The 25,940-nt window shown below is 73.6% G+C and carries 23 protein-coding genes and 1 pseudogene; 12 read left to right on the plus strand and 12 right to left on the minus strand.

Translation table 11 applies throughout. The features are described 5' to 3' along the window. Nucleotides 1-76 precede the first annotated feature (76 nt). The 3 genes and pseudogenes from AB0M18_RS06395 to AB0M18_RS06405 all read right to left on the minus strand — a co-directional run. Nucleotides 77-352, minus strand: a pseudogene (locus AB0M18_RS06395) (ADP-ribosylglycohydrolase family protein); the annotation flags it as partial. Nucleotides 353-361: 9 nt separating this feature from the next. Beyond that, the gene (locus AB0M18_RS06400; RefSeq protein WP_365755665.1) at nt 362-829 is read right to left on the minus strand and encodes an ABA4-like family protein; all 468 of its coding nucleotides are present in this window, start codon (nt 827-829) and stop codon (nt 362-364) included. After that, the gene (locus AB0M18_RS06405; RefSeq protein WP_365755874.1) at nt 826-1,728 is read right to left on the minus strand and encodes a hypothetical protein; all 903 of its coding nucleotides are present in this window, start codon (nt 1,726-1,728) and stop codon (nt 826-828) included. Before AB0M18_RS06405 ends, AB0M18_RS06400 begins: the two co-directional genes overlap by 4 nt. 240 nt (nt 1,729-1,968) lie before the next feature. Here AB0M18_RS06405 and AB0M18_RS06410 point away from each other — a divergent pair, with 240 nt between their 5' ends. Further along, nucleotides 1,969-2,610 (plus strand): MerR family transcriptional regulator, encoded by a 642-nt coding sequence (locus tag AB0M18_RS06410; protein WP_365755666.1) that lies wholly within the window; start codon nt 1,969-1,971, stop codon nt 2,608-2,610. Nucleotides 2,611-2,793: 183 nt separating this feature from the next. Here the strand turns inward: AB0M18_RS06410 and AB0M18_RS06415 are convergent, their stop codons facing one another. Both AB0M18_RS06415 and AB0M18_RS06420 read right to left on the minus strand, forming a co-directional pair. Beyond that, nucleotides 2,794-3,630 (minus strand): siderophore-interacting protein, encoded by an 837-nt coding sequence (locus tag AB0M18_RS06415; RefSeq protein WP_365755667.1) that lies wholly within the window; start codon nt 3,628-3,630, stop codon nt 2,794-2,796. A 101-nt stretch (nt 3,631-3,731) separates the two neighbouring features. Continuing rightward, nucleotides 3,732-4,637 (minus strand): 5'-3' exonuclease, encoded by a 906-nt coding sequence (locus AB0M18_RS06420; protein ID WP_365755875.1) that lies wholly within the window; start codon nt 4,635-4,637, stop codon nt 3,732-3,734. 244 nt (nt 4,638-4,881) lie between these two features. Here AB0M18_RS06420 and AB0M18_RS06425 point away from each other — a divergent pair, with 244 nt between their 5' ends. From AB0M18_RS06425 to AB0M18_RS06440, 4 genes are all read left to right on the plus strand, one after another. Then, nucleotides 4,882-5,940, plus strand: a complete 1,059-nt coding sequence (locus AB0M18_RS06425; RefSeq protein WP_365755668.1) for a glycine betaine/L-proline ABC transporter ATP-binding protein — start codon at nt 4,882-4,884, stop codon at nt 5,938-5,940. After that, entirely contained in the window at nt 5,933-7,741 is a 1,809-nt protein-coding gene (locus tag AB0M18_RS06430; protein WP_365755669.1) for an ABC transporter permease/substrate binding protein, read from the plus strand. The genes AB0M18_RS06425 and AB0M18_RS06430 overlap by 8 nt, the downstream gene beginning before the upstream one ends. Nucleotides 7,742-7,946: 205 nt before the next feature. Then, nucleotides 7,947-8,498 (plus strand): cupin domain-containing protein, encoded by a 552-nt coding sequence (locus tag AB0M18_RS06435; protein ID WP_365755670.1) that lies wholly within the window; start codon nt 7,947-7,949, stop codon nt 8,496-8,498. Nucleotides 8,499-8,511: 13 nt separating this feature from the next. Then, nucleotides 8,512-9,255: a helical backbone metal receptor gene (locus AB0M18_RS06440; RefSeq protein ID WP_365755671.1), complete on the plus strand. Its 744-nt coding sequence runs from the start codon at nt 8,512-8,514 to the stop codon at nt 9,253-9,255. On the opposite strand, the gene AB0M18_RS06445 is transcribed toward AB0M18_RS06440, so the two are convergent. Next, nucleotides 9,173-10,318 (minus strand): TDT family transporter, encoded by a 1,146-nt coding sequence (locus AB0M18_RS06445; RefSeq protein ID WP_365755672.1) that lies wholly within the window; start codon nt 10,316-10,318, stop codon nt 9,173-9,175. The two genes, AB0M18_RS06440 and AB0M18_RS06445, sit on opposite strands and share 83 nt — an antisense overlap. Before the next feature lie 94 nt (nt 10,319-10,412). Here AB0M18_RS06445 and AB0M18_RS06450 point away from each other — a divergent pair, with 94 nt between their 5' ends. Beyond that, nucleotides 10,413-11,345, plus strand: a complete 933-nt coding sequence (locus AB0M18_RS06450; protein WP_365755876.1) for a LysR family transcriptional regulator — start codon at nt 10,413-10,415, stop codon at nt 11,343-11,345. A gap of 220 nt (nt 11,346-11,565) precedes the next feature. Here AB0M18_RS06450 and AB0M18_RS06455 read toward each other — a convergent pair whose 3' ends face one another. Both AB0M18_RS06455 and AB0M18_RS06460 read right to left on the minus strand, forming a co-directional pair. Continuing rightward, the gene (locus AB0M18_RS06455) at nt 11,566-13,176 is read right to left on the minus strand and encodes an amidohydrolase (protein WP_365755673.1); all 1,611 of its coding nucleotides are present in this window, start codon (nt 13,174-13,176) and stop codon (nt 11,566-11,568) included. An 18-nt stretch (nt 13,177-13,194) separates the two neighbouring features. Beyond that, nucleotides 13,195-13,857 (minus strand): TetR family transcriptional regulator C-terminal domain-containing protein, encoded by a 663-nt coding sequence (locus tag AB0M18_RS06460; RefSeq protein WP_365755674.1) that lies wholly within the window; start codon nt 13,855-13,857, stop codon nt 13,195-13,197. 70 nt (nt 13,858-13,927) lie between these two features. Between AB0M18_RS06460 and AB0M18_RS06465 the strand changes: the two genes are divergently transcribed. Then, nucleotides 13,928-15,349, plus strand: a complete 1,422-nt coding sequence (locus AB0M18_RS06465) for a cytosine permease (RefSeq protein ID WP_365755675.1) — start codon at nt 13,928-13,930, stop codon at nt 15,347-15,349. Here AB0M18_RS06465 and AB0M18_RS06470 read toward each other — a convergent pair. The 3 genes from AB0M18_RS06470 to AB0M18_RS06480 all read right to left on the minus strand — a co-directional run bounded on the left by AB0M18_RS06470 (nt 15,339) and on the right by AB0M18_RS06480 (nt 18,345). Then, entirely contained in the window at nt 15,339-16,022 is a 684-nt protein-coding gene (locus AB0M18_RS06470; RefSeq protein WP_365755676.1) for a gamma-glutamyl-gamma-aminobutyrate hydrolase family protein, read from the minus strand. The genes AB0M18_RS06465 and AB0M18_RS06470 overlap by 11 nt on opposite strands. Before the next feature lie 34 nt (nt 16,023-16,056). After that, nucleotides 16,057-17,499: an ethanolamine permease gene (gene eat, locus AB0M18_RS06475; RefSeq protein ID WP_365755677.1), complete on the minus strand. Its 1,443-nt coding sequence runs from the start codon at nt 17,497-17,499 to the stop codon at nt 16,057-16,059. A gap of 117 nt (nt 17,500-17,616) precedes the next feature. Further along, nucleotides 17,617-18,345 (minus strand): FCD domain-containing protein, encoded by a 729-nt coding sequence (locus tag AB0M18_RS06480; RefSeq protein ID WP_365755678.1) that lies wholly within the window; start codon nt 18,343-18,345, stop codon nt 17,617-17,619. Nucleotides 18,346-18,423: 78 nt separating this feature from the next. Between AB0M18_RS06480 and AB0M18_RS06485 the strand changes: the two genes are divergently transcribed. Genes AB0M18_RS06485 through AB0M18_RS06495 form a run of 3 tightly spaced genes read left to right on the plus strand, consistent with a single transcriptional unit; the run spans nt 18,424 to nt 21,964 of the window. Further along, nucleotides 18,424-19,788 (plus strand): glutamine synthetase family protein, encoded by a 1,365-nt coding sequence (locus tag AB0M18_RS06485; protein WP_365755679.1) that lies wholly within the window; start codon nt 18,424-18,426, stop codon nt 19,786-19,788. A gap of 11 nt (nt 19,789-19,799) precedes the next feature. Continuing rightward, a complete protein-coding gene (locus AB0M18_RS06490; protein ID WP_365755680.1) occupies nt 19,800-21,167 on the plus strand; it encodes an aldehyde dehydrogenase family protein in 1,368 nt (455 codons plus the stop codon). 5 nt (nt 21,168-21,172) lie between these two features. Further along, nucleotides 21,173-21,964: a 3-oxoacyl-ACP reductase gene (locus AB0M18_RS06495; RefSeq protein WP_365755681.1), complete on the plus strand. Its 792-nt coding sequence runs from the start codon at nt 21,173-21,175 to the stop codon at nt 21,962-21,964. A gap of 19 nt (nt 21,965-21,983) precedes the next feature. Here the strand turns inward: AB0M18_RS06495 and AB0M18_RS06500 are convergent, their stop codons facing one another. Further along, a complete protein-coding gene (locus AB0M18_RS06500; RefSeq protein ID WP_365755682.1) occupies nt 21,984-23,186 on the minus strand; it encodes an amino acid deaminase/aldolase in 1,203 nt (400 codons plus the stop codon). A 115-nt stretch (nt 23,187-23,301) separates the two neighbouring features. Here AB0M18_RS06500 and AB0M18_RS06505 point away from each other — a divergent pair, with 115 nt between their 5' ends. Together AB0M18_RS06505 and mycP are read left to right on the plus strand one after the other, a co-directional pair. Then, entirely contained in the window at nt 23,302-24,729 is a 1,428-nt protein-coding gene (locus AB0M18_RS06505) for a hypothetical protein (protein ID WP_365755683.1), read from the plus strand. Beyond that, nucleotides 24,726-25,898: a type VII secretion-associated serine protease mycosin gene (gene mycP / locus AB0M18_RS06510; protein ID WP_365755684.1), complete on the plus strand. Its 1,173-nt coding sequence runs from the start codon at nt 24,726-24,728 to the stop codon at nt 25,896-25,898. Before AB0M18_RS06505 ends, mycP begins: the two co-directional genes overlap by 4 nt. The last annotated feature ends 42 nt before the right edge of the window (nt 25,899-25,940 follow it).

Below are 25,940 nucleotides of genomic sequence, written 5' to 3' on the forward strand. Positions count from 1 at the left end.
ATCGAGACGCTCCGGCGCCTTGCGATGCACCGCACCAGACCCCGCGGCCTGTCCGACCCTGATCCACACGACACGCCCTGGGTTCGGCCGCCGCCCAGCGCCGGAAGCGGTCGAAGACGTCGGGCAGGTCGAGCCCGCCGCGTTCGAGCAGCGACTCCCCGACGAGCACGGCCATCTGGGTGTCGTCCGTGGCCTCGCCGGGCTCCCAGCCACCCCCGCCGCACATCTCCCCGCGCCCGTCGGGGAACCGCTCCCGGAACACCCCGGGCAACCCGAACTCGAAGGGCGCCCCGAGCGCGTCCCCGACGGCGGAGCCCAGCACGGCGCCGACGGCGCGGTCCTCGTATCGCATGTGGCGAGGCTACAACCGGGCCGACTGGGCCGACCGGGGCGGCTGGACCTGCTGGGCGGCGCGGGGTTTTCGGAGGGCGCGGATCGGGAGGAAGAGGAGGAGGGCGAAGGGGGAGAGGAGGATCGTCAGGACGAGGAGGGGGCCGGTGAGGAAGGGGGAGAGGGACAGGCGGCGGGACTCGCGGTAGATCCACTGGCCCAGGAGGAGGTCCCAGGCGATGATCTGGGCCCAGACGGCGCCGGCGCCGTTCGCGAGGGCGGTGAGGTCGCGGAAGGCGTCGAGGTCCGGGCTGCTGACCGCGGTCCAGAGTTCCGGGAGGACCGGGGCCACGAGGGTCAGGTAGACGACGAGGACGGGCAGGACGGTCAGGGGCGAGGCGGCCACGCGGTCGGTGATGCCACGGCCCGGGGCGAAGATCATCAGCAGCCAGACCGGGGCCGCGAGGAAGAAGGTGAGTTCGAAGAGGAAGCCGGTCATGCCACGAGCTCCTGGTTGTCGGTGGGCGCGGCGGGGTGCGGGGTGCGGAGGGCCCAGGCGGTGGCCGCGAGGGCGAGGACCGCGAGGACGCCGGCCGCGGTGAGGGTGAGGGCGTCGGGGGAGAGCAGCGGCTGACCGCGCAGGGCCTGCCAGGTGACCAGGGCGAAGACCGCGGCGTAGGCGCCGGCGGTGACGAGGACGAGCCGCAGCCGGATCCGGTCGTCGGCGAGCCGGCCGAGGCGCGGGGCGAGGGCGGCGAGCAACAGCAGGACCAGCGGGACGAGTTGCAGCGCGTGCATGCCGAAGAAGTGCGCGATGCGCAGGTCGCCGCCGGTGGTGGACCAGCCGAGCAGCGGCACGCCGGGGCCGCCGTCGGGCACGCCCACGTTGTGGGCGCCGGTGATCGGCGGGTTCTCCCGCGCGAGCTGCTGCGGGGTGGGCCGGACCATCACGAAGCCGACGGCCGCGCCGGCCAGCGCGATCAGCGAGGAGAGCCGTACGGCCCAGGCGGTGGCGCGGTCCAGGATGCGGGCGCGCAGCAGCAGGACGGCGATCACCAGGGCGGCCAGCCACAGGATGACGACGGTGCCGCCCATGAGCTGGAAGACGGCCGCGTCGAAGGGCGTCGCGACGTTGAAGTGGCTCTGGGTGCCCCGCACCACCTGCAGGGTGATCAGCACCATCTCGAGGAGGCTGGCGACGGTGAGCACGGTCCCGGCCCACCAGCCGATCCGGCGGGCCCGGGTGCCGGGCAGCAGGGAGAGCATCCAGGCGAGCGTGAGCGCGTACGCGATGAACGAGACGGAGAACTTGAAGGGCTTGGCCCAGATCGGCGCGCCGACCAGGATCCGGTCGTCGAGGAGCAGCCCCCCGGCCGAGACCAGCGCGAGCAGGACCATCGAGCCGGTGAACCAGACCAGGGGCCGGTGCAGGGTGCGGAGTTGTGGTGCCGAAGTCGCTGACGCCACTGACGTCGCTGAGGTCGCTGAGGACATGGCGAGATATCCCCCCGTGGGATGGGTGTGGACTGCCGCGAAGGCAGAATAGATAGTGGCACTTGCCACTATCTGATAGTGCCACTATCTATGATGGAGGGGCGGTCGGCAAGACCGGAGCCCGACCGGAAAGGTGAACACGCGGTGCGAATCGGAGAGTTGAGTCGGAGGACCGGGGTGTCGGTGCCGACGATCAAGTACTACGTACGGGAGGGGCTGCTGCCCGCCGGGCAGCTCACGAGCCCGAACCAGGCCTCGTACGACGAGGCGCACGTCCGGCGGCTCCGCCTGATCCGTGCCCTGCTCGACGTCGGCGGGCTGTCCGTCGCCGGCATCCGCGAGGTGATCGAGGCCGTCGACGACCCCGAGCAGCCGGTGCACAAGATGCTGGGCTCGGTCGCCGACCAGGTGGTCCCGCAGTACGGGGACGGGGGCGAGCCGGGAGAGCGGCTCACCGCCGCCCGCAAGACCGTCGCCGGTCTCATCGAGCGGCGCGGCTGGCGCAGTTACCCCGAAGCCGCGGCCGCCGAGGCGCTCGCCGTGGCCCTCGCCGCCCTTGAGGACGCCGGGCACGGTGCCTTCGCCGTCGAGGTCCTCGACGACTACGCCGCCGCCGCCGAGCGGGTCGCCCAGGTCGACCTCGACTATGTCGCCCGCAATGTCGTGCGCGAGGAGCTCGTCGAGAGCGTGGTCGTCGGCACCGTCCTCGGCGACGCCATGTTCGCCGCCCTGCGCCGCCTCGCCCACATCGACGCCTCCGGCCGGATCTTCGGCCCGGGGGACTGAGCCGGGACTGAGCCTGGGGGATGGTCTCGGGCCACGCCGGGCCCGGGAGCGCCGGGCCCAGGATGCCGGCCCGTCGAACGTCGGTCCCGGGGCTCCGCCCCCCCGAACGCCGGCCCCCGGAAACGCCGGAGGGGCGGGAGCCCGTCGGCTCCCGCCCCTCCGGCGTACGGCGTGGGGCCCGCGTCAGTTCTCCTGCTCGCGCTCCACCTGCTCGTTCCACTCGCGCTTGATCGCGCGCCAGGCCTCGTCCGTCTTGCCGAGCCGCCAGTAGCCCGAGATCGAGAGACGCTCGCGCGGCACCTCGCGGTCGAGCCGCAGATGACGGCGCAGCTCCTTCACGAAACCGGCCTCGCCGTGCACGAAGGCGTGTACCTCGCCGGCCGGGAAGTCGAGGCCGCGCACCGCCTCCAGAAGCGCCTCGCCCACCGGACGGGAGCCCCGGTGCAGCCAGGCGACGTCCACTCCGGCCGCGGTCGCGAACTTCTGCTCCTCGGACGCGTCCGCGACCTCGAGGAAGGCGTGCACCGTCGCGCCCTCGGGCAGCCGCTCCAGGGCGGTCGCGATCGCCGGCAGGGCGCTCTCGTCACCGACGAGCAGGTGCCAGTCGGCGGCCGCGTCCGGCGCGTAGCCGCCGCCGGGGCCGAGGAAGCGGATCGTGTCGCCGGGCTGCGCCCGCGCCGCCCACGGCCCGGCCAGGCCCTCATCGCCGTGCACCACGAAGTCCACCGTCAGCTCGCGGTGAACCGGGTCCCAGGCCCGCACCGTGTACGTACGGGTGGTCGGCCACTGCTCGCGCGGGAACTCCGTGCGGATCCGCTCCATGTCGAACGGCTCCGGGTAGCTGACGCCCTCGGCCGCGAAGAGCAGCTTCACGTAGTGGTCGGCGTACTCGCCGATCTCGAAGGTGTCCAGACCGGGTCCGCCGAGCACCAGGCGCACCATGTGCGGGGTGATCCGCTCCGTGCGGACCACCCGGGCCTCGTGCGCCTTCGGCGCCTTGCGTGCGGGCTGTTCTGCCACGGCGGTCTCCCGTTTTCCCCGACCGGATTACTTAGGTGTGCCTAAGTTAACACCTCGGACGGGTCAGGCCCACACGGTTCACGGCGTCGCCGTCCGTGCCCTCAGCGCGCGAGCACCGGCAGCAGCCGGGCCACCGCCCCGCCCAGCCCCCAGCGCTCCACCAGGGCCGCCAGCGCCTCCGGGTCCCGGGGCGCCGACGGCAGCGCCGCCGAGAACTCCGGCAACGGCACGTCCCGCGCCACCCGCACCACCGCCGGGGCCACGTCCAGATACTCCGCCGCCTCCACGATGCCCCTGCGCTTCGCCGGGGTCAGCTTCGTCGTCCGGTCGGCCGCCGCCGCCCGGACCCCCGCCAGGTCCCCGTACTCCGTGATCAGCTGCGCCGCCGTCTTGTCGCCGATGCCCTTCACTCCGGGCAGCCCGTCGCTGGTGTCCCCGCGCAGCGCCGCCATGTCCGCGTACTGGTCGGGGCGCACCCCGTACTTCACGCGGATCAGCTCGTCGTCCACAAGGTCGCAGTCGCCGACACCCTTGCGCGGGTACAGCACCCGCACCCCGCGCGCGTCGTCCACCAGCTGGAACAGGTCCCGGTCTCCGGTGACGATGTCCACCGGGCCGGTCGCCCGCTCCGTCAGCGTGCCGATCACGTCGTCCGCCTCGAAGCCCGCCGCGCCGACCCGCGCGATGCCGAGCGCCGCGAGCACGTCCACGATCACCGGCACCTGCGGCGACAGCGTGTCCGGCACCTCCTCCACGTCCGGACCGGACGGCGTCTCCTCGGCCACCCGGTGCGCCTTGTACGAGGGGATCAGGTCCACCCGCCACTGCGGGCGCCAGTCGTCGTCCCAGCAGGCCACGAGCTCGTCCGGCCGGTGGTCCTGGACGAGCCGGGCGATGAAGTCGAGCAGCCCCCGCACCGCGTTGACCGGCGTCCCGTCCGGCGCCCGGACCGAGTCCGGCACGCCGAAGTACGCGCGGAAGTAGAGGCTGGCGGTGTCGAGGAGCATCAGGCGTCGCGTCACACCCCGATCATGCCGCACCCCACCGACAACACCCGCCTCGCTCGTGACGCCGGTCACCTTCGCGTTTGCACGGCGCCGACCCGGGCAGGCGCGAGCCCGGAGCGGACCCGGTACGGAATTCAACCAAAGGATTCCGTACGCGACGGGCACGCGGGCAGATCCCGCCCCGCTCCACGGCCCGGCTGCGCGGGGGTGGCGGGCCGTTTTCGTTGCTACCCGTGAGGTGTATGTGTCCAGGCTCCAGGCCGACCATCTGTACAAGGTGTTCGGCAGACGACCCGACGAAGCAGTCCGCAAACTCGCCGAAGCAGGTGCCGAGCGCGACGCCCTGCGGGCCGACGGCACCACGGCGGCCGTGATCGACGCCTCCTTCACGGTCGAATCCGGCCAGATCTTCGTCGTCATGGGTCTCTCGGGGTCCGGCAAGTCCACCCTCCTGCGGATGCTGAACGGACTGCTCGCCCCCACCGCGGGCCGCGTCCTCTTCGACGGCCGCGACCTCACCGCGCTCAGCCCCCGCGAGCTGCGCGAGGTCCGCTCCCGGAAGATCAGCATGGTCTTCCAGCACTTCGCCCTCTTCCCGCACCGCAGCGTCCTCGAGAACGCCGCCTACGGCCTGGAGGTCCAGGGCGTGCCGCGCGCCGAGCGCGAGAAGCGCGCCGCCGAGGCCCTGGAACTGTGCGGCCTGGCCGGCTGGGAGAAGTCCTGGCCCGACGAGCTCTCCGGCGGCATGCAGCAGCGCGTCGGCCTCGCCCGCGCGCTCGCCACCGACGCCGACCTGCTCCTCATGGACGAGTCGTTCAGCGCGCTCGACCCGCTGATCCGCCGCGACATGCAGGACCAGCTCCTCGTCCTCCAGCGGAAGCTGAAGAAGACCATCGTCTTCATCACCCACGACCTCAACGAGGCCATGCGCCTCGGCGACCGCATCGCCGTCATGCGCGACGGCCGGATCGTCCAGCTCGGCACCGCCGAGGACATCCTGGTGCGCCCCGCCGACGACTACGTGGCCTCCTTCATCCAGGACGTCGACCGCACCCGGGTGCTCACCGCCGCCGCCGTCATGACCGACGGCGCGCTCGCCCCCGGCGACTGCCCGCCCGACTGCTCCTGCGAGGCCGTCGCCGCCGACACCCCGCTCACCGAGCTGTGCGCGGTCTCCGCGCGCGCCCCGCACCCCGTGGCCGTCAAGGACCAGGGCGGCGCCGTCCTCGGAGTCGTACCGCGGGAGGCCCTGCTCGCCGCCATGGGCGGCCTGACCGGTCAGGAGGTGACCGCCCGTGCCTAGGGTCCCCCTCGGCCAGTGGGTCGACAGCACCGTCGACTGGCTCCAGGCCCAGTTCTCCTGGCTGTTCGACGCCGTCAGCACCGGCGTCACCGGCCTCTACGACGGCATCGACGCCGTCCTGTCCGCGCCGCAGCCGCTGCTCTTCGCCGGCATCCTCGCCGTCGTCGCCTGGTGGCTGCGCGGCCTCACCGCCGGTGTCCTCGCCTTCGCGGGCCTCGCCCTCGTCGACTCCATCGAGCTGTGGGACGACGCCATGTCGACCCTCTCGCTGGTGCTCGTCGCCACCCTCGTCACCCTGGCGATCGCGGTGCCCCTCGGCATCTGGGCGGCCCGCTCCAAGACCGTCAGCGCCGTGCTGCGCCCGGTCCTGGACTTCATGCAGACCATGCCGGCGATGGTCTACCTCATCCCCGGCATCATCTTCTTCGGCGTCGGCGTCGTCCCCGGCATCATCGCCACCATCGTCTTCGCCCTGCCGCCCGGCGTCCGCATGACCGAACTCGGCATCCGCCAGGTCGACGGCGAACTCGTCGAGGCCGCCGAGGCCTTCGGCACCACCCCACGCAACACTCTGCTGCGCGTCCAGCTGCCACTCGCCCTGCCCACCATCATGGCCGGCGTCAACCAGGTGATCATGCTGGGTCTGTCCATGGTCGTCATCGCCGGCATGGTCGGCGGCGGCGGACTCGGCGGCGCCGTCTACCGCGCCATCGGCAACGTCGACATCGGCCTCGGCTTCGAGGCCGGCATCTCCATCGTCATCCTCGCCATGTACCTCGACCGGATGACCGGCGCCCTCGGCCGCCAGGTCTCCCCGCTCGGCCGCCGCGCCGCCGCCAAGGCCGGTGCCGCGCGCGCCGCCCGGGCCGGCGCGAAGATCTGGGGCCACCGCCCGCAGCCCGTCACCGCCCTCGTCGGCGTCGTGATCCTCGCCCTCGTCGCCGGCGGCACGGGCTTCCTCGGCGGTGGCGGCGGCTCCTCCACCACCGCCTCCGGACCGGACTCCGGCCACGGCAAGAAGATCAGCCTCGGCTACATCCCCTGGGACGAGGGCATCGCCTCCACCTTCCTCTGGAAGGAACTCCTGGAGCGCCGCGGCTACGAGGTCGACACCAGGCAGCTGGAGGCCGGCGCCCTCTACACCGGCCTGGCCGGCGGCCAGATCGACTTCCAGACCGACTCCTGGCTGCCCGTCACCCACGCCCAGTACTGGCAGAAGTACCGGAACAGGCTGGAGGACCTCGGCTCCTGGTACGGCCCCACCTCCCTGGAGCTCACCGTCCCCTCGTACATGAAGGACGTGAACAGCCTCGCCGACCTCAAGGGCAAGGCCGGGCAGTTCAAGGGCCGGATCGTCGGCATCGAGCCGAGCGCCGGAATGATGGGCATCCTCAAGGACAAGGTCCTCAAGGACTACGGCCTGGAGGGCGAGTACAAGGTCGTCGACGGCTCCACGCCCGGCATGCTGGCCGAACTCGAGCGCGCCTACGACAAGAAGGAGCCGATCGCGGTCACCCTCTGGTCGCCGCACTGGGCCTACTCCGCCTACGACCTCAAGAAGCTGAAGGACCCGAAGGCCGGCTGGGGCAAGGGCGACGGCGTGCACACCCTGGCCCGCAAGGGCTTCGCCGCCGAGAACCCCGAGGTCGGCGCCTGGCTGAAGAACTTCAAGCTCAGCGAGAAGGAGCTCACCGGCCTGGAGGCCGTCATCCAGGAGACCGGCAAGGGCAGGGAGCAGGACGCCGTCCGCACCTGGCTCGACAGGAACCCGGGTGTCGCGGAGCGGCTCGCGCCGCAGTAGAGCCCGACCGGATCTCCTGATCCGCCGATCCCGCGGCGGTCGCGAAAGATCCGATTTCGCTCCGAAAAGGGGTGGTCGCCGAGCGTGTTCGGCGACCACCCCTTTTCGCCACGACGCGAAACCCCGCCCCAAAGCTGCGTAAGGTGCAGGTAACCGACCGGTACGAGAACACGTACGCGCACGAGGGAACGAGGGAGGGGTCGACATGGACGACAAGGAGTCGTTGCGCGTGGGCGCGGCCGTCAAACGGCGCCGCCGCGCACTCCAGCTCACCCTGGCCGTCGTGGCCCGGCGGAGCGGCCTGTCCGTGCCCTTCCTCAGCCAGGTCGAGAACGAACGGGCCCGCCCGAGCGACCGCTCCCTCCAGCTGGTCGCCGAGGCCCTGGAGACCACCGCCGCCGAACTGCTCGCCGCCGCCGAGGCCGCGCGCACCGTCGACGTCGTCCGCTCCGACGAGGAGCTGTGGGACATGCCCCCGGGCGTACGGCCGCTGGTCCGCGGCCGGCACCAGCTGCAGGCCCTGGAGTTCACCGGTGAACGGGACGCCGGGCGCGAATTCCTGCACCGCAACGACGAGTTGCTGTACGTCGCGGACGGCGCGGCCGAGATCGAGGCCGAGGGGCAGGCCTACCGGCTCGAACGCGGCGACAGCCTCTACCTGTCGGGTGGGGTACGGCACCGGTGGCGGGCCACCGCCCCCGCCACGCGGCTCGTCTTCGTCTCCGTCGCCGACCACGTCGAAGCGACCGAGGAATAGGCGCAGGGCGAGGATGGGCGTGCGGGTCGTCTCCCTGGTGCCCTCCCTGACGGAGGCCGTCGCCGTCTCCGCGCCGCCGGGCACGCTGGTCGGCGCCACCGACTGGTGCAGCCACCCGGCCCGGCTCGGGGACGGAGTGGTGCGGATCGGCGGCACCAAGAATCCGGACACCGCCGCCGTCGCGGCCCTCCGGCCCGACCTGGTGATCGCCAACGAGGAGGAGAACCGGGGGCCGGATCTGGAGGCGCTGAGGGCGGCCGGGATCGACGTGCTCGTCACCGAGATCCGGACGCTCGATCAGGCGTTCACCGAGCTGGAGCGGATGCTGCTCGCCTGTGGAGTACGGAACCGGCCGGGGTGGCTGGACGCCGCCGAGGGCGCCTGGGCGGGGGTCGCGGGCGACGAGCCCCCTCGTACCGCCGTCGTGCCGATCTGGCGGCGGCCCTGGATGGTCCTCGGCCGCGACACCTTCGCCGGCGACCTGCTCGCCCGGCTCGGTGTGCGCAACCTGTACGCCGACCACCCCGAGCGCTACCCCAGGGTGCCGCTCGACGAACTCCGCGCCGCCGTGCCGGACCTCGTCGTCCTGCCCGACGAGCCCTACCGTTTCACCCGCGACGACGGCCCCGAGGCCTTCCCCGGGACCGCCGCGGCGCTCGTCGACGGACGGCACCTCACCTGGTACGGGCCGTCACTGGCCGAGGCGCCCCGGGTGCTGCGAGCAGCGCTCCGCTCAGCAGCCCCCGCGCCGTCCTGAACGCCGCGAACAGCCAGGCCGCCACGAGCAGTGCGTAAAGGCCGACCGCCAGCCAGCGGAAGGCCGCCAGACCGGTGTGCCGGGCCAGGCCCTCGGCACCCGTCACACAGGTGCCGACCGGGAAGGTGAACGCCCAGAAGGTCATCGCGAACCCCATGCCCTGCCGGCGGGCCCGCAGCACCAGCGCCCCGGCGAGGGCCAGCCACAGCAGCGCGAACCCCATCACCGGCACCCCGTACAGCACCGCGAAGGCGGAGAAGCCGGAGGCGTACGGGGCGGGCAGCAGGCCCGGGGCGGCGTCGGCGAACTTGTTCGCGGCCGTCGTCGACTGGCCCAGCGGGCCGAGCACCAGGAACAGCGTCGGGGTCAGCGCGAGGGGCAGCGGGGCGCCGGTCACCAGGCGGCCGAACACCAGCGGCAGCATGACCAGGGTCGCGAGCAGACTGATCCCGAACATCGCGTAGCAGGCCAGGAGGAGCGTGGTCCGGGCCTGCCCCTCCGGCACGTGGGGGAGGAGTAGCGGGCCCAGCGCCGCCGAGACCATCGGGGCCACCACCGGCAGCAGCCACACCGGCGACGCCGCCTCGATCCGGTGCCGGGCCACCATCAGGTACGGCACCGCCACCGCGGCGGCCAGGCCGATCGCCGTTCCCGCCGTGAACAGCACCGCGTCGACGGCCACGGCGGCGGTCGGCCCGATCCAGTCGCGGCCCACCACCAGCGTGCCGCCGCCCACCGCGAGCAGCGCCATCGACAGACAGCCGTAGAACGGGGCCATCGCCGGGTCCAGGAGATGCGCCCGCGCCTGGTCGCGGTGGTGGGTCCAGTGCAGCGCCCGGGCGGCGAGCAGCACCGGCAGCATCAGGAACGAGAGGGCCCAGACGAAGGTGCAGGCCGTGCGCAGGCCCGGGACGTCGACGGGGAGGGTGGCGCCGGCCGTCGCGACGATGGCCGTGCCCATCACCGAGGCGTACCAGTTGGGTCCGAGGTGACGGACCGCGGTCCAGCGGGCGTCGGGGGTGGTGACGCCGGGGACCGCATGTGCGGGTGCGAGTGTTGCCATGGCCTCACTGTCGTCCGCGATCACGGCCCCCACCAGGGACGTCGCGACTATGAGGCCATAAGCTGGGTTTATGAGCAGTGTGCCGCGCGTGTCGATGCCGGGTGACGTCCCCCCGGCCCTCCTGTCCCACCGGGTCCCCGACCTCGGCGCGCTCGAACTCCTCCTCGCCGTCGCCCGCCACGGCAGCCTCGGCCGCGCCGCGCGCGAGGTCGGCATCACCCAGCCCGCGGCCAGCAGCCGCATCCGCTCCATGGAACGGCAGCTCGGCGTCGCCCTCGTCGACCGCTCCCCCCGCGGTTCGCGGCTCACCGACGCCGGGGCGCTCGTCACGGACTGGGCGCGGCGGATCGTCGAGTCGGCGGAGGCCTTCGACGCGGGCGTCCAGGCGCTGCGCGGGCGGCGGGACTCGCGGCTGCGGGTCGCCGCGTCCATGACCATCGCCGAGTACCTGCTGCCGGGGTGGCTGATCGCACTGCGCGCGGAGCGCACGGACACGGCGGTCTCGCTGCTCGCCGGGAACTCCGCGGCCGTGGCGGAGCGGCTGCTCGGCGGGGACGCGGACCTCGGCTTCGTGGAGGGCCTCGCCGTGCCCGAGGGCCTGGACGGCACCGTCGTCGCCCACGACCGGCTCGCCGTCGTCACCGCGCCCTCGCACCCCTGGGCGCGGCGGCGCAAGGCCCTGGACCCGGCGGAGCTGGCGGCGACGCCGCTGGTGCTGCGGGAGCGGGGCTCGGGGACGCGGCAGGTCCTCGACGCGGCGCTCTCCGGGTACGGGGGGCTGGCGCAGCCGCTCCTGGAGCTGGCCTCCACGACAGCGGTGAAGGCGGCGGCGGTGAGCGGGGCGGGCCCGGCCGTCCTGAGCGAACTGGCCGTCGCGGAGGAACTGGCCTCGCACCGCCTGGTGGCGGTGCCGGTGGCGGGCGTGCTGCTGCGGAGGGACCTGCGGGCGGTCTGGCCGACGGGCCACCGGCCGACGGGCCCGGCGCGGGACCTGCTGTCGCTGACGAGGGCGAGACCGGCGGGGTGAGCGGTGGCGCCACGCCACCCCACGCGCGGCGCACCTGGTCCGTGGGTTGGGCGCGGTGACCGCTCCGGAGGGCGCGTTCGGGACTGCATGATTTACGGCGCGGCCAACTCCGACGAGTCCTGAACGTCCCTCGCCCCGCGCCACACACTACGCTTCACGTCCCGAACGCGCCCTCCTGCGCGGTCCCCGCTCACCCCGGAACGCGGCTGCGGGCCCGTTCTCAGACGGTCCGGTATGTCACCCGGCCGTTCACCGCGGTGAGGACGACCGGAACGTCCGCCAGCTCCGTCGACCGCGTCGTCAGCGGATCCGCCCCCAGCACCGTCAGATCCGCTCGGTGGCCCACCGCGATCCGGCCCGCCCCGTGCTCCTCGGACGCGGCAAACGCCGGGTTGACGGTCATGGCGCGCAGCGCCTCCAGAGGGGTGAGGGCCTGGTCGGGGTTGTGCGGGGGCTGGGTGAGGTCGTTCGTGGGGCGGCGGTGGCGGGCGCCCGCCATGACGCCGAGGGGCGGGAAGGGGGCGATCGGCCAGTCGGAGCCCAGGACGACGGTGGCGCCGGAGTCCCACAGGTCGCGGCAGCGCCAGGCGCGGGCGGCGCGCTCCTCGCCGAGGCGGCGGGACCAGTTGTCGGTGTGGTCGGCGCGGGTGAAGTCGCAGCAGTGGGTGGGCTGCATGGAGGCCAGGACGCCCAGTTCGGCGAACCGGGGCAGAGTGTCGTCCGGGACGGTCTCGATGTGTTCGATGCGGTGGCGCACGCCTCGGCCGGCCTTCTCGACCGCGTCGAGGGCGTGGCGTACGGCCGCGTCGCCGATCGCGTGGGTGGAGGTGGGGACGCCGGCGCGGTGCAGCTCGCCGATGATGTGGGTGTAGGCGGCGGGGTCGGGCCAGAACGCGTGGGTCGACTCGCCGTGGCAGTCGGGGCGTTCCAGCCACGCCGTGCCGTTGTCGATGGTGCCGTCCATGAAGAGCTTGACGCCGTCCACGCGCCACAGCGCACCGCCCGTGCCCTGCTGCTCGATGAGCGCGCGTACCCCGTCGGTGTCGGTGCCGGGCTGGCACCAGGGGGCGACGCGGAGGCGGAGCGGGAGCTCGCCGGCCTCGTCGAGTTCGGCGAGGAGGGCGAGGCTGTCGCCGTTGGCGTCCATGACGTGGCCGCCGGTGAGGCCGGACGCGGCCATGGCGCGCAGGGCGGCGGCGAGGCGTTCGCGCTGCTCGCCACGGGTGGGGCGGGGCGCGATGCGCTCGACCAGTTCGCAGGCGGCGTCCTCCTGGAGCAGGCCGGTGGGGCGGCCGTGTTCGTCGCAGACGACTTCGGCGGAGGCCTGGTCGAAGGTGCGCGGGCCGTCGATCCCGGCCAGTTCGAGGGCGCGGCGGCTGGCGAGCGCCGAGTGCGCGTCGAAGAGGAGCAGGAAGGCGGGCACGTCGGCGAGGACGGTGTCGAAGGGGGCGATGCCGACGGGTGTGTCGCCGAAGACGTTCGGGTCGAGGCCCCAGCCGAACAGCCAGTCACCGCGCCCCAGTTCGCGGACGGCTCCGGCGAGCGCGGCGCGGACGTCGTCGGGGTCGGTGCAGCGGGACAGGTCGAGGCCGTGGGTGAGCTCGGCGCCGGTGACCGGGTGGAGGTGTCCGTCGACGAGTCCGGCGGTGAGCACGGCGCCGCCCAGGTCGATCACCTCGGCGCCCGGGCCGGCGAGGGCGCGGATCTCCCGGTCGTCGCCGAGCGCGGCGATCCGGCCGGTCTCGGACACGGCGAGTGCGGTCTCCGGCAGGAAGGTGCCGGTGCCGGGGTCGAGCAGCCGGGCGGAGGACAGGACGAGACGGGTACGCACACGGGCTCCTGGGAGGGGTCAGCGAGGGGTGAGAGCGGGCGGCAGCTGGGCGGCCGTGCGGTCGAGCAGGCCGGGTGCCAGGCCGAGTTCGCGTTCGGCGGTGGTCACGGCCATCCGGAGGACCGGCTCGGGGCGGTTCTCGCGGTCGGTGTTGGCGTGGGCGCCGAGGCCGTCGACGACGACCAGGATCTGGATCGCCGTCAGGTGAGGGTCGGGCGTGGTGAACTCGCCGCGCTCCACGCCCTCGCGGATGAGGTCTTCGAGGCGCTGGTCGTTGGCCCGTTCCTGCTCGTGGACCTGGTCGCGCAGCAGGGGGCGGTAGCGGCTGAGGTGGCGGGCGTTGATCCAGAGGCGGCTGATGTCGTCGTAGGCGGTGCCCCGGGAGAGCGCGAAGTAGCGCGCGAGGTACTGGGTGGGCGTGCCGTCGGGCCGGTCGGCCGGCAGGAGGGCGTCGAGTTCGCCGGTGGCCGCGGTGCCGAAGGCCTCGGCCACCAGGTTCTCCGCCGACGGGAAGTAGTGGCTGATGAGCCCGGGCCGGACGTCGAGTTCCTCGGCGATGCGGCGCAGGGTCACGCACTCCAGGCCTTCGGTGAGGGCGACGGCGGCGGCCGACTCGACGATCTCGGCCCGGCGGGCCTCGGGGGACTTGCGAACGCGTTTGCGCGGGACGCTTGACGACATGGTGGCGATGCTATTGAGTGTGCGACCAATAAGCAACCAGGTGTGCACGACCCGCTCCCCGGAGGGCCGTATGGCTTCCAGCACCCCCGCCCCGACGACCCGGTCGGCCACCGCGCCGGACAGCGACCGGCCCACGCGGATCGAATCCCACGGCATCGACCACATCCCCGAGGACGAGCGCTACGGACATCCGCGCGAACTCTTCTCCATCTGGGCCGCCGCCAACGTCAACTACCTCAGCCTGGTGATCGGCGGGGCCCTCGTCCTGATGGGCCTGAGCCTGGTCCAGGCGCTCGTGGTGATCGTGATCGGCAATCTGTTCTGGCTGCTCACCGGCGTGCTCGCGATCTCCGGGCCCGCGGCGGGAGCGCCCAGCGAGGTGATCACCCGGGCCATGTACGGCGTGCGCGGCAACCGCGTGAACAACGCCGTGACCGGCTGGATGATCTCCGTCTGCTACTTCGCGCTCAATCTCGCGGCGGCCGCCGGCGCCGCCTTCGCCCTGGTCGAGAAGGCCGGGATCGCCGCCTCGACACCGGTGAAGATCGTCGTCGTCCTCGTCATCGCGGGGCTCACGCTCACCATCGGTGTGTACGGGCACGGGCTGATCGTGCGGCTCTACCTGCCCATCACTATCGCCCTGACCGCGGCCTTCGGCGTCGTCGCCTACGCGGTGCTCCTGAAGGCCGACTTCGGCTACGCCCCGGACGCGCCGCTGGGCGGAACGGAGCTGTGGGCCACGGTGATCGGCGGCGTCACCCTGATCGCGGCCGGCCCCCTCTCGTACACCACCAGCGCCGACTTCTCGCGCTATCTGCCCAGCGCCACCTCGGCGAGGGCGGTCATCGGCTGGACCGCGCTCGGCGGCTTCGTGCCCAGCGTCGTGGTCTGCTCGCTCGGCGCGCTCGCCGCCACGGTCGTCGACATGACCGACCCGCAGACCGCGCTGCAGTCCGTGCTGCCCGGCTGGTTCGCGCCGGTGTTCCTGCTCGCGCTGGTGGTCGGCACGATCGCCATCAACGCGATGACCGCGTACAGCGCGGGCCTCGCCCTCCAGGCCGTGGGCCTGCGGATCCGGCGCTCCCGCAGCGTCCTCGTCGACGGCACGGTCGCCGTCGCCCTCACGCTGTACGCGCTGCTCGTCTCCAACTTCCTGGACACCGTGAGCAATGTGCTCCAGCTGACCGTCGTCCTGCTCGGGCCGGCCATGACCGTGTACGCCGTCGACATCCTGCTGCGCCGCAACCGCTACGACGGCGCCGCGCTCATGGACGAGAACCCCGGCGGCCGCTTCTGGTTCGCCGCGGGCTTCAACCCGGCCGGGGCCGTCGCGGTGCTCGGCGGGGGAGCGGCGGCGGCGCTGTGCGTCGACACCGCCTACACCGGGCCGATCGCCGAAGCCCTCGGCGGCGTCGACCTCGCCCTGCCCGTCGGCATGGTCCTCTCCGGAGTCCTCTACGCCCTGCTGATGCGCGGGCGGGTCAGCGCCTGACCGCCTCCGCCACGAGGGCCCGCATCACCCGCAGGTCCTCGCCCATCTCCGGGTGCCACTGGACGCCGAGCGCCCAGGTGGGGGAGGGGAGCTCGATCGCCTCGATCGTGCCGTCGTCGGCGTGGGCCGAGGCGAGCAGGTCCTTGCCGAGGACGTCGACGCACTGGTGGTGGTACGTGGGGACCTCGGTCCGCTCCGGCGCCAGGGCCGCGTAGCGGGTGCCCGGCACCGGGCTCACCGGGTGGCGGCCCATCACGCCGACCGCCTCCGTGTGCCCGTCGAGGTGCTGGACCAGGGTGCCGCCGAGGGCCACGTTGAGCAGCTGCATGCCCCGGCAGATGCCGAGCAGCGGGGTGCCGGCGGCGAGGGCCGCGTCGATCAGGGCCAGCTCCCAGGAGTCCCGGTCCCGGGCCGGCGGTCCGGTACGGGCGTCGGGCTCGGCCCCGTACCGTGCCGGCTCGACGTCCGCGCCGCCCGCGACCACCAGGCCGTCGAGCCGCGCCACGGCCTCGGCCGCGGCCGACGGGTCGTCCGGCGGCAGCATCACCGCGAGCCCGCCGCTCGCCTGCACAAGCCGTGGGTACGCCGCCGGCAGCAGCGCCGCCGGCAGGTCCCACACTCCCCACCGGGCCTGGTTCAGATAGGTCGTCACACCGATGAGCGGCTTGGGCACGGGGTTCTCCTCCGTTGCGGTTACGGGACCGGGGTCAGCGTTCGAGTTCCGCCTCGGCCGCGGCGAGCGCGGCGAACTCCTCCTCGGGCGCCTTCGCCACCAGGTGGTGGCGACTGTAGAACGCGAAGTAGGCGAGCGCGATCACGTACACGGCGAGGGCGATGAAGGCGGCGTCCTTGTCCACCAGGAAGGTCGCCACCAGCGCCGAGAGGGCGAGGACGAAGGCGACCGAGGAGGTCAGCACGCCGCCCGGGGTGCGGTACGGGCGGGCGAGGCCGGGCTCGCGGCGCCGCAGCACGATGTGGGAGAGCGCCATCAGCGCGTACGAGATGGTCGCGCCGAACACCGCGATGTTCAGCATCCGGGCCCCGTCGCCGGTGCCCGCGGCGAGCGCGAAGCCGATCGCGCCGGGGATCAGCAGGCCCAGGTAGGGCGACTTGCGGCGGCTGGTGAGGGACAGGAAGCGGGGCAGATAGCCGGCCCGGGACAGCGCGAACAGCTGGCGCGAGCCCGCGTAGATCAGGGAGAAGAACGAGGCCACCAGGCCCGCCAGACCCGCGTAGTTCACGAAGCGGCTGAGCGCCGTCGGCTCCCCGTCGCCCTGCAGTGCCACCACCAGCGGGTTGCCGGCCTCCTGGATCGCGGCCGAGCCACGCGCCCCGGTCGCCGCGAAGAAGGTCACCACGGCGAGCAGCACCAGGATGCCCATGGACAGCGCCAGCGCCCGCGGCATCGAGCGCACCGGGTCCTTGGCCTCCTCGGCGGCCAGCGGCACGCCCTCGACCCCCAGGAAGAACCACATCCCGAACGGGAACGCGGCCCAGATGCCGAGCAGTCCGAACGGCAGCCACGAGTTCGAGCCGGTCGCGGCCCTGTCGACCGGGATGTCGTCCAGGCCGCTGACGTGGAAGTCGCTGAGCGCGCCGAGCGCGAAGACCAGGAGCGCGGCCACGGCGATCGCGGTGACGATCAGACTGAAGCGCAGCGCCTCGCCGACGCCCCAGAGGTGGATGCCGATGAAGAGCGCGAAGCAGACCAGATAGACCGGCCAGCCCGACTCCAGGCCGAAGAGGCCGAGGGATTCGACGTAGTCGCCGATGAAGATGGAGATCGCGGCGGGCGCGAGGACGTACTCGATGAGGATCGCGGTGCCGGTGAGGAAGCCGCCCCAGGTGCCGAGCGCGCGCCGGGCGAAGCCGTAGCCGCCGCCCGCGGTGGGCAGGATCGCGGACAGTTCGGCGAGCGAGAAGACCAGACAGGCGTACATCGCGCCCATCAGGACCGTCGCGACGGCGAGCCCGCCGAACCCGCCCTTGGACAGGCCGATGTTCCAGCCGGAGAAGTCGCCGGAGACGACGTAGGCGACGCCGAGCCCGGTCAGGAGCAGCCAGCCCGCGCTGCCCCGGCGCAGCGTGCGCCGCTCCAGATAGTCGTCCTTCGCCTGAGTGGTGCTCCCGGTGGTGTCTTCCAGCGTCATGGCAGCGTCAGCTCCCCGCAACGAGCCCAATGGATTGGTGCCATACCTTTGCGGCCGCCGGGCGGAGAGCGCAAGTCCCGTGCGTTACTTTCGGGTTACGTGCGCGGGCCCGCCCGGTCAGGTCAGGAAGCCGCGAAGCAGCGCCGCCGTGCCCGCGCAGTGCTCCCGCATCACCTCGCGCGCCGCGTCCGCGTCACCCTCCAGGACCGCCTCCACCAGTGCCTCGTGCTGGTGCTGCGAGTGCTCCAGGTTCCGTACGAGCAGCGGGATGCAGTCGAGCAGGTCGTTGACGGTCGCCCGGACCGCCGCGTACTGCGCGGTCAGGGTCGGCGAGCCGGACAGCTCGGCGAGCGTCAGATGGAGCAGGGTGTCCTGCCGCCGGTAGTCGTCCAGCGGCGCGTCATGCGTCGCCGCGAGCGCCGCCCGCAGCCGCTCCGCGCCCTCCGAGGACAGGCCGTGGGCAGCGCAGAGTCCGGCCGCGCCGGTCTCCAGGACCTCGCGGAAGCGCAGGGTGTCCTCCACGTCCACGGCCGCGATCCGGCGCCGCAGCTCGGCCTCGTCGGCGGTCTGCGGGCGCTGGAGCACGAACGTTCCGCCGTACCGCCCGCGCCGGCTCTCCACCAGGCCCTGCTCCTGGAGCACCTTCAGGACCTCCCGCAGGGTGACCCGGCTGATCCCCATCCGGTCGGCCAGCTCCCGCTCGGCCGGAAGCCGCTCCCCGCCCGGCACCAGGCCGAGGCGCACCACCTGCAGGATCTGCTCCAGGGCCTCCTCGAACCCGTTGCCCGCGCGCACCGGCCGCAGCACGGGCGTCAGCCGGTCCGCCGATTCACTCGTACTGGCCACCTCGTCGTTTCCCCTTCCCAAGCAATGGTTCTTCGCAATACCTTATGGCTCCCGGCAGGCCGAAGGAGGAGTAATCCCGTGGCAGACCGCACACCCCCGCTCTCCGTCGACGAGCTCCGCTCGCTCGTCGCGAGCGGCGAGATCGACACCGTCGTCCTGGCCTTCCCCGACATGCAGGGCCGGCTCCAGGGCAAGCGGTTCGCCGCACCGTTCTTCCTCGACCAGGTGCTCGACCACGGCACCGAGGGCTGCAACTATCTTCTGGCCGTCGACACCGAGATGAACACCGTCGACGGCTACGAGATGTCCTCCTGGGACCGCGGCTACGGCGACTTCGCCATGCGCCCCGACCTCTCCACCCTGCGCCGGCTGCCCTGGAACGAGGCCACCGCCATGGTGACCGCAGACCTCGCCTGGGAGGACGGCAGCCCCGTCGTCGCCGCCCCGCGCCAGATCCTGCGCCGCCAGCTCGACCGCCTCGCCGCCCACGGCTACACCGCCCACGTCGGCACCGAGCTCGAGTTCATCGTCTTCCGGGACACCTACGAGCAGGCCTGGGACGCGAACTACCGCGGCCTCACCCCCGCCAACCAGTACAACATCGACTACTCGGTGCTCGGCACCGGCCGGATCGAGCCGCTGCTCCGCCGCATCCGCAACGAGATGGCCGGCGCCGGCCTCACCGTCGAGTCCGCCAAGGGCGAGTGCAACCCCGGCCAGCACGAGATCGCCTTCAAGTACGCCGAGGCCCTGGTCACCTGCGACCAGCACGCCGTCTACAAGACCGGCGCCAAGGAGATCGCCGCCCAGGAGGGCTGCTCGCTCACCTTCATGGCGAAGTACAACGAGCGCGAGGGCAACTCCTGCCACATCCACCTCTCCCTCCAGGACGCCGACGGCGTGAACGTGATGGCGGGCGACGGGCCCGACGGCATGTCCGAGGTCATGCGGCACTTCCTCGCCGGACAGCTGGCCGCGCTCCGGGACTTCTCGCTGCTCTACGCGCCCAACATCAACTCGTACAAGCGCTTCCAGCCCGGCTCCTTCGCCCCCACCGCCGTCGCCTGGGGCCGCGACAACCGCACCTGCGCCCTGCGCACCGTCGGCCACGGGCGCTCCACCCGCTTCGAGAACCGGCTCCCCGGCGGCGACGTGAACCCGTACCTGGCCGTCGCCGGACTCGTCGCCGCCGGCCTCTACGGCATCGAGCAGCGCCTCGAACTCCCGCCCGCGTGCACCGGCAACGCCTACGCCGCCGACTACGCGCACGTCCCCACCACCCTGCGCGAGGCCGCCGAGCTCTGGGAGAACAGCGAGATCGCGAAGGCCGCCTTCGGCGCCGAGGTCGTCGCCCACTACCGCAACATGGCGCGCGTCGAACTCGACGCCTACGACGCCGCCGTCACCGACTGGGAACTGCGCCGCTCCTTCGAACGCATGTGAGGACCACCCCCTTGGAACGCACCGAGCTCCAGGTACTGAACCCGGCGACCGAGGAGGTCGTCGCCACCGTCCCGGCCGCCACCGCGGCCGACGTCGACGCCGCCGTCGTACGGGCCACGGCCGCCCAGAGGTCCTGGGCCGCCGCCGCGCCCGCCGACCGGGCCCGGATCCTGCGCCGCTTCGCCGCCGTCGTCGACGCCCATGTCGAGGAACTCGCCCTCCTGGAGGTCCGCGAGGCCGGCCACACCCTCGGCAACGCCCGCTGGGAGGCCGGCAACGTCCGCGACCTCCTCGACTACGCGGCCGGGGGAGTCGAACGCCTCAACGGGCGGCAGATCCCCGTCCCCGGCGGCCTCGACATCACGATCCTCGAACCCCTCGGTGTGATCGGCGTCATCGCGCCCTGGAACTTCCCGATGCCGATCGCCGCCTGGGCCACCGCCCCGGCGCTCGCCGCCGGCAACGCCGTGCTCCTCAAGCCGGCCGAGACCACCCCGCTGACGGCGCTGCGGCTCGCCGAACTCGCCCTGGAGGCCGGACTGCCCGAGGGCCTCTTCCAGGTCCTCCCCGGCGAGGGCCCGGTCACCGGCACCGCCCTCGTCGACCACCCCGGCGTCGCCAAGATCGTCTTCACCGGCTCCACCCGGGTCGGGAAGAGCATCATGGCGAGGGCCGCGGACCAGGTGAAGCGCATCACCCTCGAACTCGGCGGCAAGAGCCCCAACATCGTCTTCGCCGACGCGGACCTTCAGGCCGCGGCCGCGGCCGCGCCGATGTCCTTCCTCGACAACAGCGGACAGGACTGCTGCGCCCGCACCCGCATCCTCGTCCAGCGCAGCGTGTACGAGCGCTTCCTGGAGCTCCTCACCCCCGCCGTCCAGGAGATCGTCGTCGGCGACCCCCTGGACGAGCGCACCCAGATGGGCCCGCTGATCTCCCGCGTCCAGCTGGAGCGGGTCCGCTCGTACGTGCCCGACACGCTGCCCGGCATCCGCGGCAAGGCCCCCGAGGGCCCCGGCTTCTGGTTCCCGCCCACCGTCCTCACCGGCCTTCCCGAGGACGCGCCCTGCGCCGTCGAGGAGGTCTTCGGGCCCGTCGCCGTCGTCCTACCCTTCGAGGACGAGGCCGACGCGATCCGGCTCGCCAACGCCACCCCGTACGGCCTGTCCGGCTCGATCTGGACCCGCGACGTCGGCCGCGCGCTGCGCGCCTCCCGCGCCGTCCGGGCCGGCAACCTCTCCGTCAACTCCCACTCCAGCGTCCGCTACTGGACCCCCTTCGGCGGCTTCGGCCAGTCCGGCCTCGGCCGCGAACTGGGCCCCGACGCCCTGACCGCCTTCACCGAAACCAAGAACGTCTTCATCAGCACGGAGGCCTGAGCACCATGACCGACACCACCGAAGAGATCATCTGCCGCCGGCTCGTCGGCCGCACCGCCGTCATCACCGGCGCCGGCAGCGGCATCGGCCTCGCCACCGCCCGCCGGCTCGCCTCCGAGGGCGCGCACGTGGTCTGCGGCGACATCGACGAGCGGGCCGGCAAGGCCGCCGCCGAAGAGGTGGGCGGCACCTTCGTGAAGGTCGACGTCACCGACCCGGAGGAGGTCGAGAACCTCTTCAAGATCGCCTTCGACACCTACGGCTCCGTCGACATCGCCTTCAACAACGCCGGCATCTCCCCGCCCGACGACGACTCCATCCTGGAGACCGGCCTTGAGGCCTGGAAGCGCGTCCAGGACGTCAACCTCACCTCGGTCTACCTGTGCTGCAAGGCCGCCCTGCCGTACATGCGGCGCCAGGGCAGGGGCTCCATCATCAACACAGCCTCCTTCGTCGCCATCATGGGCGCGGCCACCAGCCAGATCTCCTACACCGCCTCCAAGGGCGGCGTGCTCGCCATGTCCCGCGAGCTCGGCGTGCAGTTCGCCCGCGAGGGCATCCGCGTGAACGCGCTCTGCCCGGGGCCGGTCAACACCCCTCTGCTCCAGGAGCTGTTCGCCAAGGACCCCGAGCGCGCCGCGCGCCGCCTGGTGCACATCCCGGTCGGCCGCTTCGCCGAGGCCGAGGAGATCGCCGCCGCGGTCGCCTTCCTCGCGAGCGACGACTCCTCGTTCATCAACGCCACCGACTTCCTCGTCGACGGCGGCATCTCCGGCGCGTACGTGACCCCCCTCTAGACCCTGCTCCAGACCTCCTCTAGAGGAAGGTCCGACCCTCGCCCCGGTACGTCGGGACGGCGGCCGTCACCCGGTCGCCGTCCACCAGGTGCAGCGTGTCGAAGCGTTCGCACAGCTCGCCGGCCTTCGCATGGCGGAACCACACCTTGTCGCCGATGCGGAGGTCGTCGGCCGGGGAGCCGAGCAGCGGCGTCTGCACCTCGCCCGGACCCTCCTGCGGGTCGTAGCGCAGACCCTCCGGGAGGTACGGGACGGGGAGCCGGTCCGGGCCCGCGGCGCCCGACGCGGGGTAGCCGCCGCCGAGCACCGTCACCACACCGACGCCCGGGCGGCGCACCACCGGCTGCGCGAACAGCGCCGCCGGCCGGCCGGTGAACGAGGTGTAGTTGTCGAACAGGCGCGGCACATAGAGCCCCGAGCCGGCCGCGATCTCCGTCACCGCGTCCTCGGCCGCCGTGTGCTGCACACTGCCGGTGCCGCCGCCGTTCACGAACTCCAGGTCCGGCGTCACCGCGCGCACCGCCCGCACCACCGCGGCCCGGCGGGCCGCCAGCTCCTTGCGGGCCGCCGACTGCATCAGCCGGATCGCCCGCGAGCGCAGCGGCCGGCCCGAGACCGCGTCGCCGACACCCGCCACATGCCCCTCGTACGCCATGATCCCCACCAGCCGGAAGCCGGGCCGGCGCACCACCGAGCGGGCCAGCTCGGCCAGCTGGGCGGGCTCGCGCAACGGCGAGCGCAGGGCCCCTATCCGCACCCGCCCGCCGAGCAGACGCAGCGCGGTGTCCAGCTCCAGACAGACCCGCACCTCCTCCGTCCCACCCGCGCGCGAGGCCTCGATGAGATCGAGCTGGGCCACGTCGTCCACCATCACGGTCACCGCCGCCGCCAGCTTCGCGTCCCCGGCGAGCTCCGCGAACCCGGCCCGGTCGGCCGACGGATAGGCGAGCAGCACGTCCTCGAAACCGGCCCGCGCCAGCCACAGCGACTCCGCGAGCGTGAACGACATCACGCCCGCGAACCCCTCCCGGGCGAGCACCCGCTCCAGGAGCGCCCGGCACCGCACCGACTTGCTCGCGACCCGGATCGGCTTCCCGCCGGCCCGGCGGACCAGGTCGTCGGCATTGGCGTCGAAGGCCTCCAGGTCGACAATGGCGACGGGCGCGTCGAGATGGGCGGTGGCCCGGTCGTACCGGGCACGGTCGGCGGCACGGGGAGTCATGGGCCGAGCTTGCCAGACGGGTTTACGCGTGGGTAGCCCCTGCGTTCCCGCACCGCGCGGAACAGCCCGTAGAGTGACGCCCATTGCTTTCGCGGAACGACCAGGGGGGACGGGGATGAGCACCGAGCCGCAGCGGCCCGTGTCCCGCATCACCGAAGCCCTCCTTCCGCCCGAGCCGAGGCTTCCGCCGGCGCCCGCCCCCAAGGCTCCGGGCCGGAGCGCTGCCGTGCCCGAGGCGAGGCCGGCCGTCCGGCCGCCCGCCGTGGCGCCCGCACCGCATCCCCCCGCCCGGAGCGCCGCCGCGCCCGACACGACGGCCGGGCCGAGGCCCGAGGCGAGGTCCGCCGCGCGGCCCGCCGGTGCGCCCGAGCCGAAGTCCCCGGCCGGACCCGCCCCGGCCCGCCCGCGCTCCCTCTCCCAGCCGCTCCCGCCGGAGCGCCCGATGCCTGCCGCACCCGGCGGGCCGGGAGCCCCCGCCGAGACCCCGGTGGAGACCACGACCCGGCTCCGCCCCGTACGGGACCACCGCGCCGCCGCACCGTCCGGCGCCGTCCACGGCCCGCGCCCGCGCCTGCCCCAGGCCCCCGGGCCCGGCCGCGCCCCTGAGCCCGCCTCGCGACCGGTCCCTGGTGCCCGCACGCCCCACGCATACGCAGAGGCCTCCACCCCGAGTCCGGCGCACGCGCCCGCGCAGGCCCCGCGCCCGGCTGCCGCCCCCGTTCCCCCGTACGCGTACGACCCCTGGGCCCTCGGCGGCGAGACGCCCGTCGAGACCACCACCCGGCTGCGGCCCGTCCGGGACCGCGACCCGCGCCGGACCGTCGCCGCCGCGGTCTGCGGCGTGCTCTCCCTCGGACTCATCGGCGGCGCCCTCGCGGGCGCGCTGCTCGCCGACAGCGGCGCGGGCGAGCCCGCCGAGCCGCGTGGCTACGCGGAGGCCCGCGCCCTCTGGCACGACGCCCCCGTCGACACCCTCTTCCCGCAGACCCTCGCCGGACCCGGCGCGGGACCCGGCGGCGCCACCCGCACCTGGACCCGGATCGTCGTCGCCCCCGACGCGCCCTGCGGCCCCGCCACCCTGCCCCGCGCCCTGAACACCGCGCTCGCCGCCGCCGGCTGCGAGCGCGTGCTGCGCGCCACCTACACCGACGCCACGTCCTCCCGCGTGATCACCGTCGCCCTCGTCTTCACCGCGGCCGACCCCGCCACCATGCGCACCCTCGGCTCCCGCGCCGCCGACGAGCCCGGGCCCGCGCTCGCCGCCCCCGGCACCGTCGCCGCCGGCTTCGGCGCCGCGCAGCGGGCCAGCTGGTGGCGGCACGTCCTGCCCGACCTGCCCGTCGTCGTCACCGCCGTCTCCGGCTTCGCCGACGGCCGCGCCGTCGCCGCGCCCGAGCCCGCCGACCGGGCCATGTCCGCCAAGCGGGACACCCCCGTGGCGCAGGCCGGCCTCGGCCACGAGGCCAAGGGCGTCGCCGACGCCGTCGAACGCGCCCTGCGCCAGACCGTCGCCGCCACCCTCGACGGGAAGGACCAGGGGTGACCCCGCGCCCGCGCCGTACCGCCGCCGTCTCCGCCCTGCTCGCCGCCGCCTTCACCGTGCTGCCGGCCACGACCACGCCCGCGTACGCCGACACCATCCGCGCCCGCCAGTGGGGCCTGGAGGCCCTGCACACCGGCAAGGCCTGGCAGACCACCCGCGGCTCCGGCATCACCGTCGCCGTCCTCGACACCGGCGTCGACGCCACGCACCCCGACCTGGCCGGCTCCGTGCTGCCCGGCACCGACCTCGTCGGCTTCGGCGCCGAGCGCGGCGACCGCGCCTGGGCCCGGCACGGCACCGCGATGGCCGGGATCATCGCCGGGCACGGCCACGGCCCCGGCGGCCAGGACGGTGTCCTCGGCATCGCGCCGAAGGTGCGGATCCTGCCCGTCCGGGTCATCCTCGAAGGCACCGACAAGGCGCGCGACAAGGCGCGCAAGACCCGCGGCGCCGCGCTCGCCGAAGGCATCCGCTGGGCCGCCGACCACGGCGCCGACGTCATCAACCTCTCCCTCGGCGACGACTCCGAGTCCGCCCACCCCGACGCCGGCGAGGACGCCGCCGTGCAGTACGCCCTCGGCAAGGGCGTCTCCGTCGTCGCCTCCGCCGGCAACGGCGGCGAGAAGGGCGACCACATCTCGTACCCCGCCGCCTACCCGGGCGTCATCGCCGTCGCCGCCGTCGACCGCTACGGCACCCACGCGTCCTTCTCCACCAGCCGCTGGTACGCCACGGTCAGCGCCCCCGGCGTCGACATCGTCATCGCCGACCCCGACCGCCGCTACTACGAGGGCTGGGGCACCAGCGCGGCCTCCGCCTTCGTCTCCGGCGCCGTCGCCCTGGTCCGGGCCGCCCACCCCGACCTGACGCCCGCGCAGATCCAGCGGCTGCTCGTCGACACGGCCCGCAGCCGCCCCAAGGGCGGGCGCAGCGACGACAAGGGGTACGGCACGGTCGACCCGGCCGCCGCGATCGAGGCCGGCAAGAAGCTGAAGGGCGCCGACCCCAAGGCGGCCGTCGCCGGCTTCACCGGCCGCCACTTCGGCCCCGGGCCGCAGCCCGCCCCCGAGGAGAGCCGGCCCATCGGCCTGCTCGCCCCGCTGGTGGGCGGCGTCGGCGTGCTGCTGCTCGCCGCGGCGGTCGCGCTGTGGCGGGGCGCGCGGCGCTGACGGCGGTCGTTCCCGGGGGTGGCCGACGGTGGGCCGTTCGGC

Origin of the sequence: Streptomyces sp. NPDC051909 (genome assembly GCF_040681095.1) — a bacterium.
Taxonomy (GTDB): Bacteria; Actinomycetota; Actinomycetes; order Streptomycetales; family Streptomycetaceae; genus Streptomyces.

Excerpts from the sequence above, each read along its gene's own strand:
- eat (WP_365755677.1), bottom strand. The coding sequence starts at position 17,499 with ATGACGCTGGAAGACACCACCGGGAGCACCACTCAGGCGAAGGACGAC.
- AB0M18_RS06400 (WP_365755665.1), bottom strand. The coding sequence starts at position 829 with ATGACCGGCTTCCTCTTCGAACTCACCTTCTTCCTCGCGGCCCCGGTC.
- AB0M18_RS06465 (WP_365755675.1), top strand. The coding sequence starts at position 13,928 with ATGGCTTCCAGCACCCCCGCCCCGACGACCCGGTCGGCCACCGCGCCG.
- AB0M18_RS06440 (WP_365755671.1), top strand. The coding sequence starts at position 8,512 with ATGGGCGTGCGGGTCGTCTCCCTGGTGCCCTCCCTGACGGAGGCCGTC.
- AB0M18_RS06505 (WP_365755683.1), top strand. The coding sequence starts at position 23,302 with ATGAGCACCGAGCCGCAGCGGCCCGTGTCCCGCATCACCGAAGCCCTC.
- AB0M18_RS06460 (WP_365755674.1), bottom strand. The coding sequence starts at position 13,857 with ATGTCGTCAAGCGTCCCGCGCAAACGCGTTCGCAAGTCCCCCGAGGCC.
- AB0M18_RS06435 (WP_365755670.1), top strand. The coding sequence starts at position 7,947 with ATGGACGACAAGGAGTCGTTGCGCGTGGGCGCGGCCGTCAAACGGCGC.
- AB0M18_RS06405 (WP_365755874.1), bottom strand. The coding sequence starts at position 1,728 with ATGGTCCTGCTCGCGCTGGTCTCGGCCGGGGGGCTGCTCCTCGACGAC.
- AB0M18_RS06450 (WP_365755876.1), top strand. The coding sequence starts at position 10,413 with ATGCCGGGTGACGTCCCCCCGGCCCTCCTGTCCCACCGGGTCCCCGAC.
- AB0M18_RS06495 (WP_365755681.1), top strand. The coding sequence starts at position 21,173 with ATGACCGACACCACCGAAGAGATCATCTGCCGCCGGCTCGTCGGCCGC.
- AB0M18_RS06445 (WP_365755672.1), bottom strand. The coding sequence starts at position 10,318 with ATGGCAACACTCGCACCCGCACATGCGGTCCCCGGCGTCACCACCCCC.
- AB0M18_RS06500 (WP_365755682.1), bottom strand. The coding sequence starts at position 23,186 with ATGACTCCCCGTGCCGCCGACCGTGCCCGGTACGACCGGGCCACCGCC.
- AB0M18_RS06420 (WP_365755875.1), bottom strand. The coding sequence starts at position 4,637 with ATGCTCCTCGACACCGCCAGCCTCTACTTCCGCGCGTACTTCGGCGTG.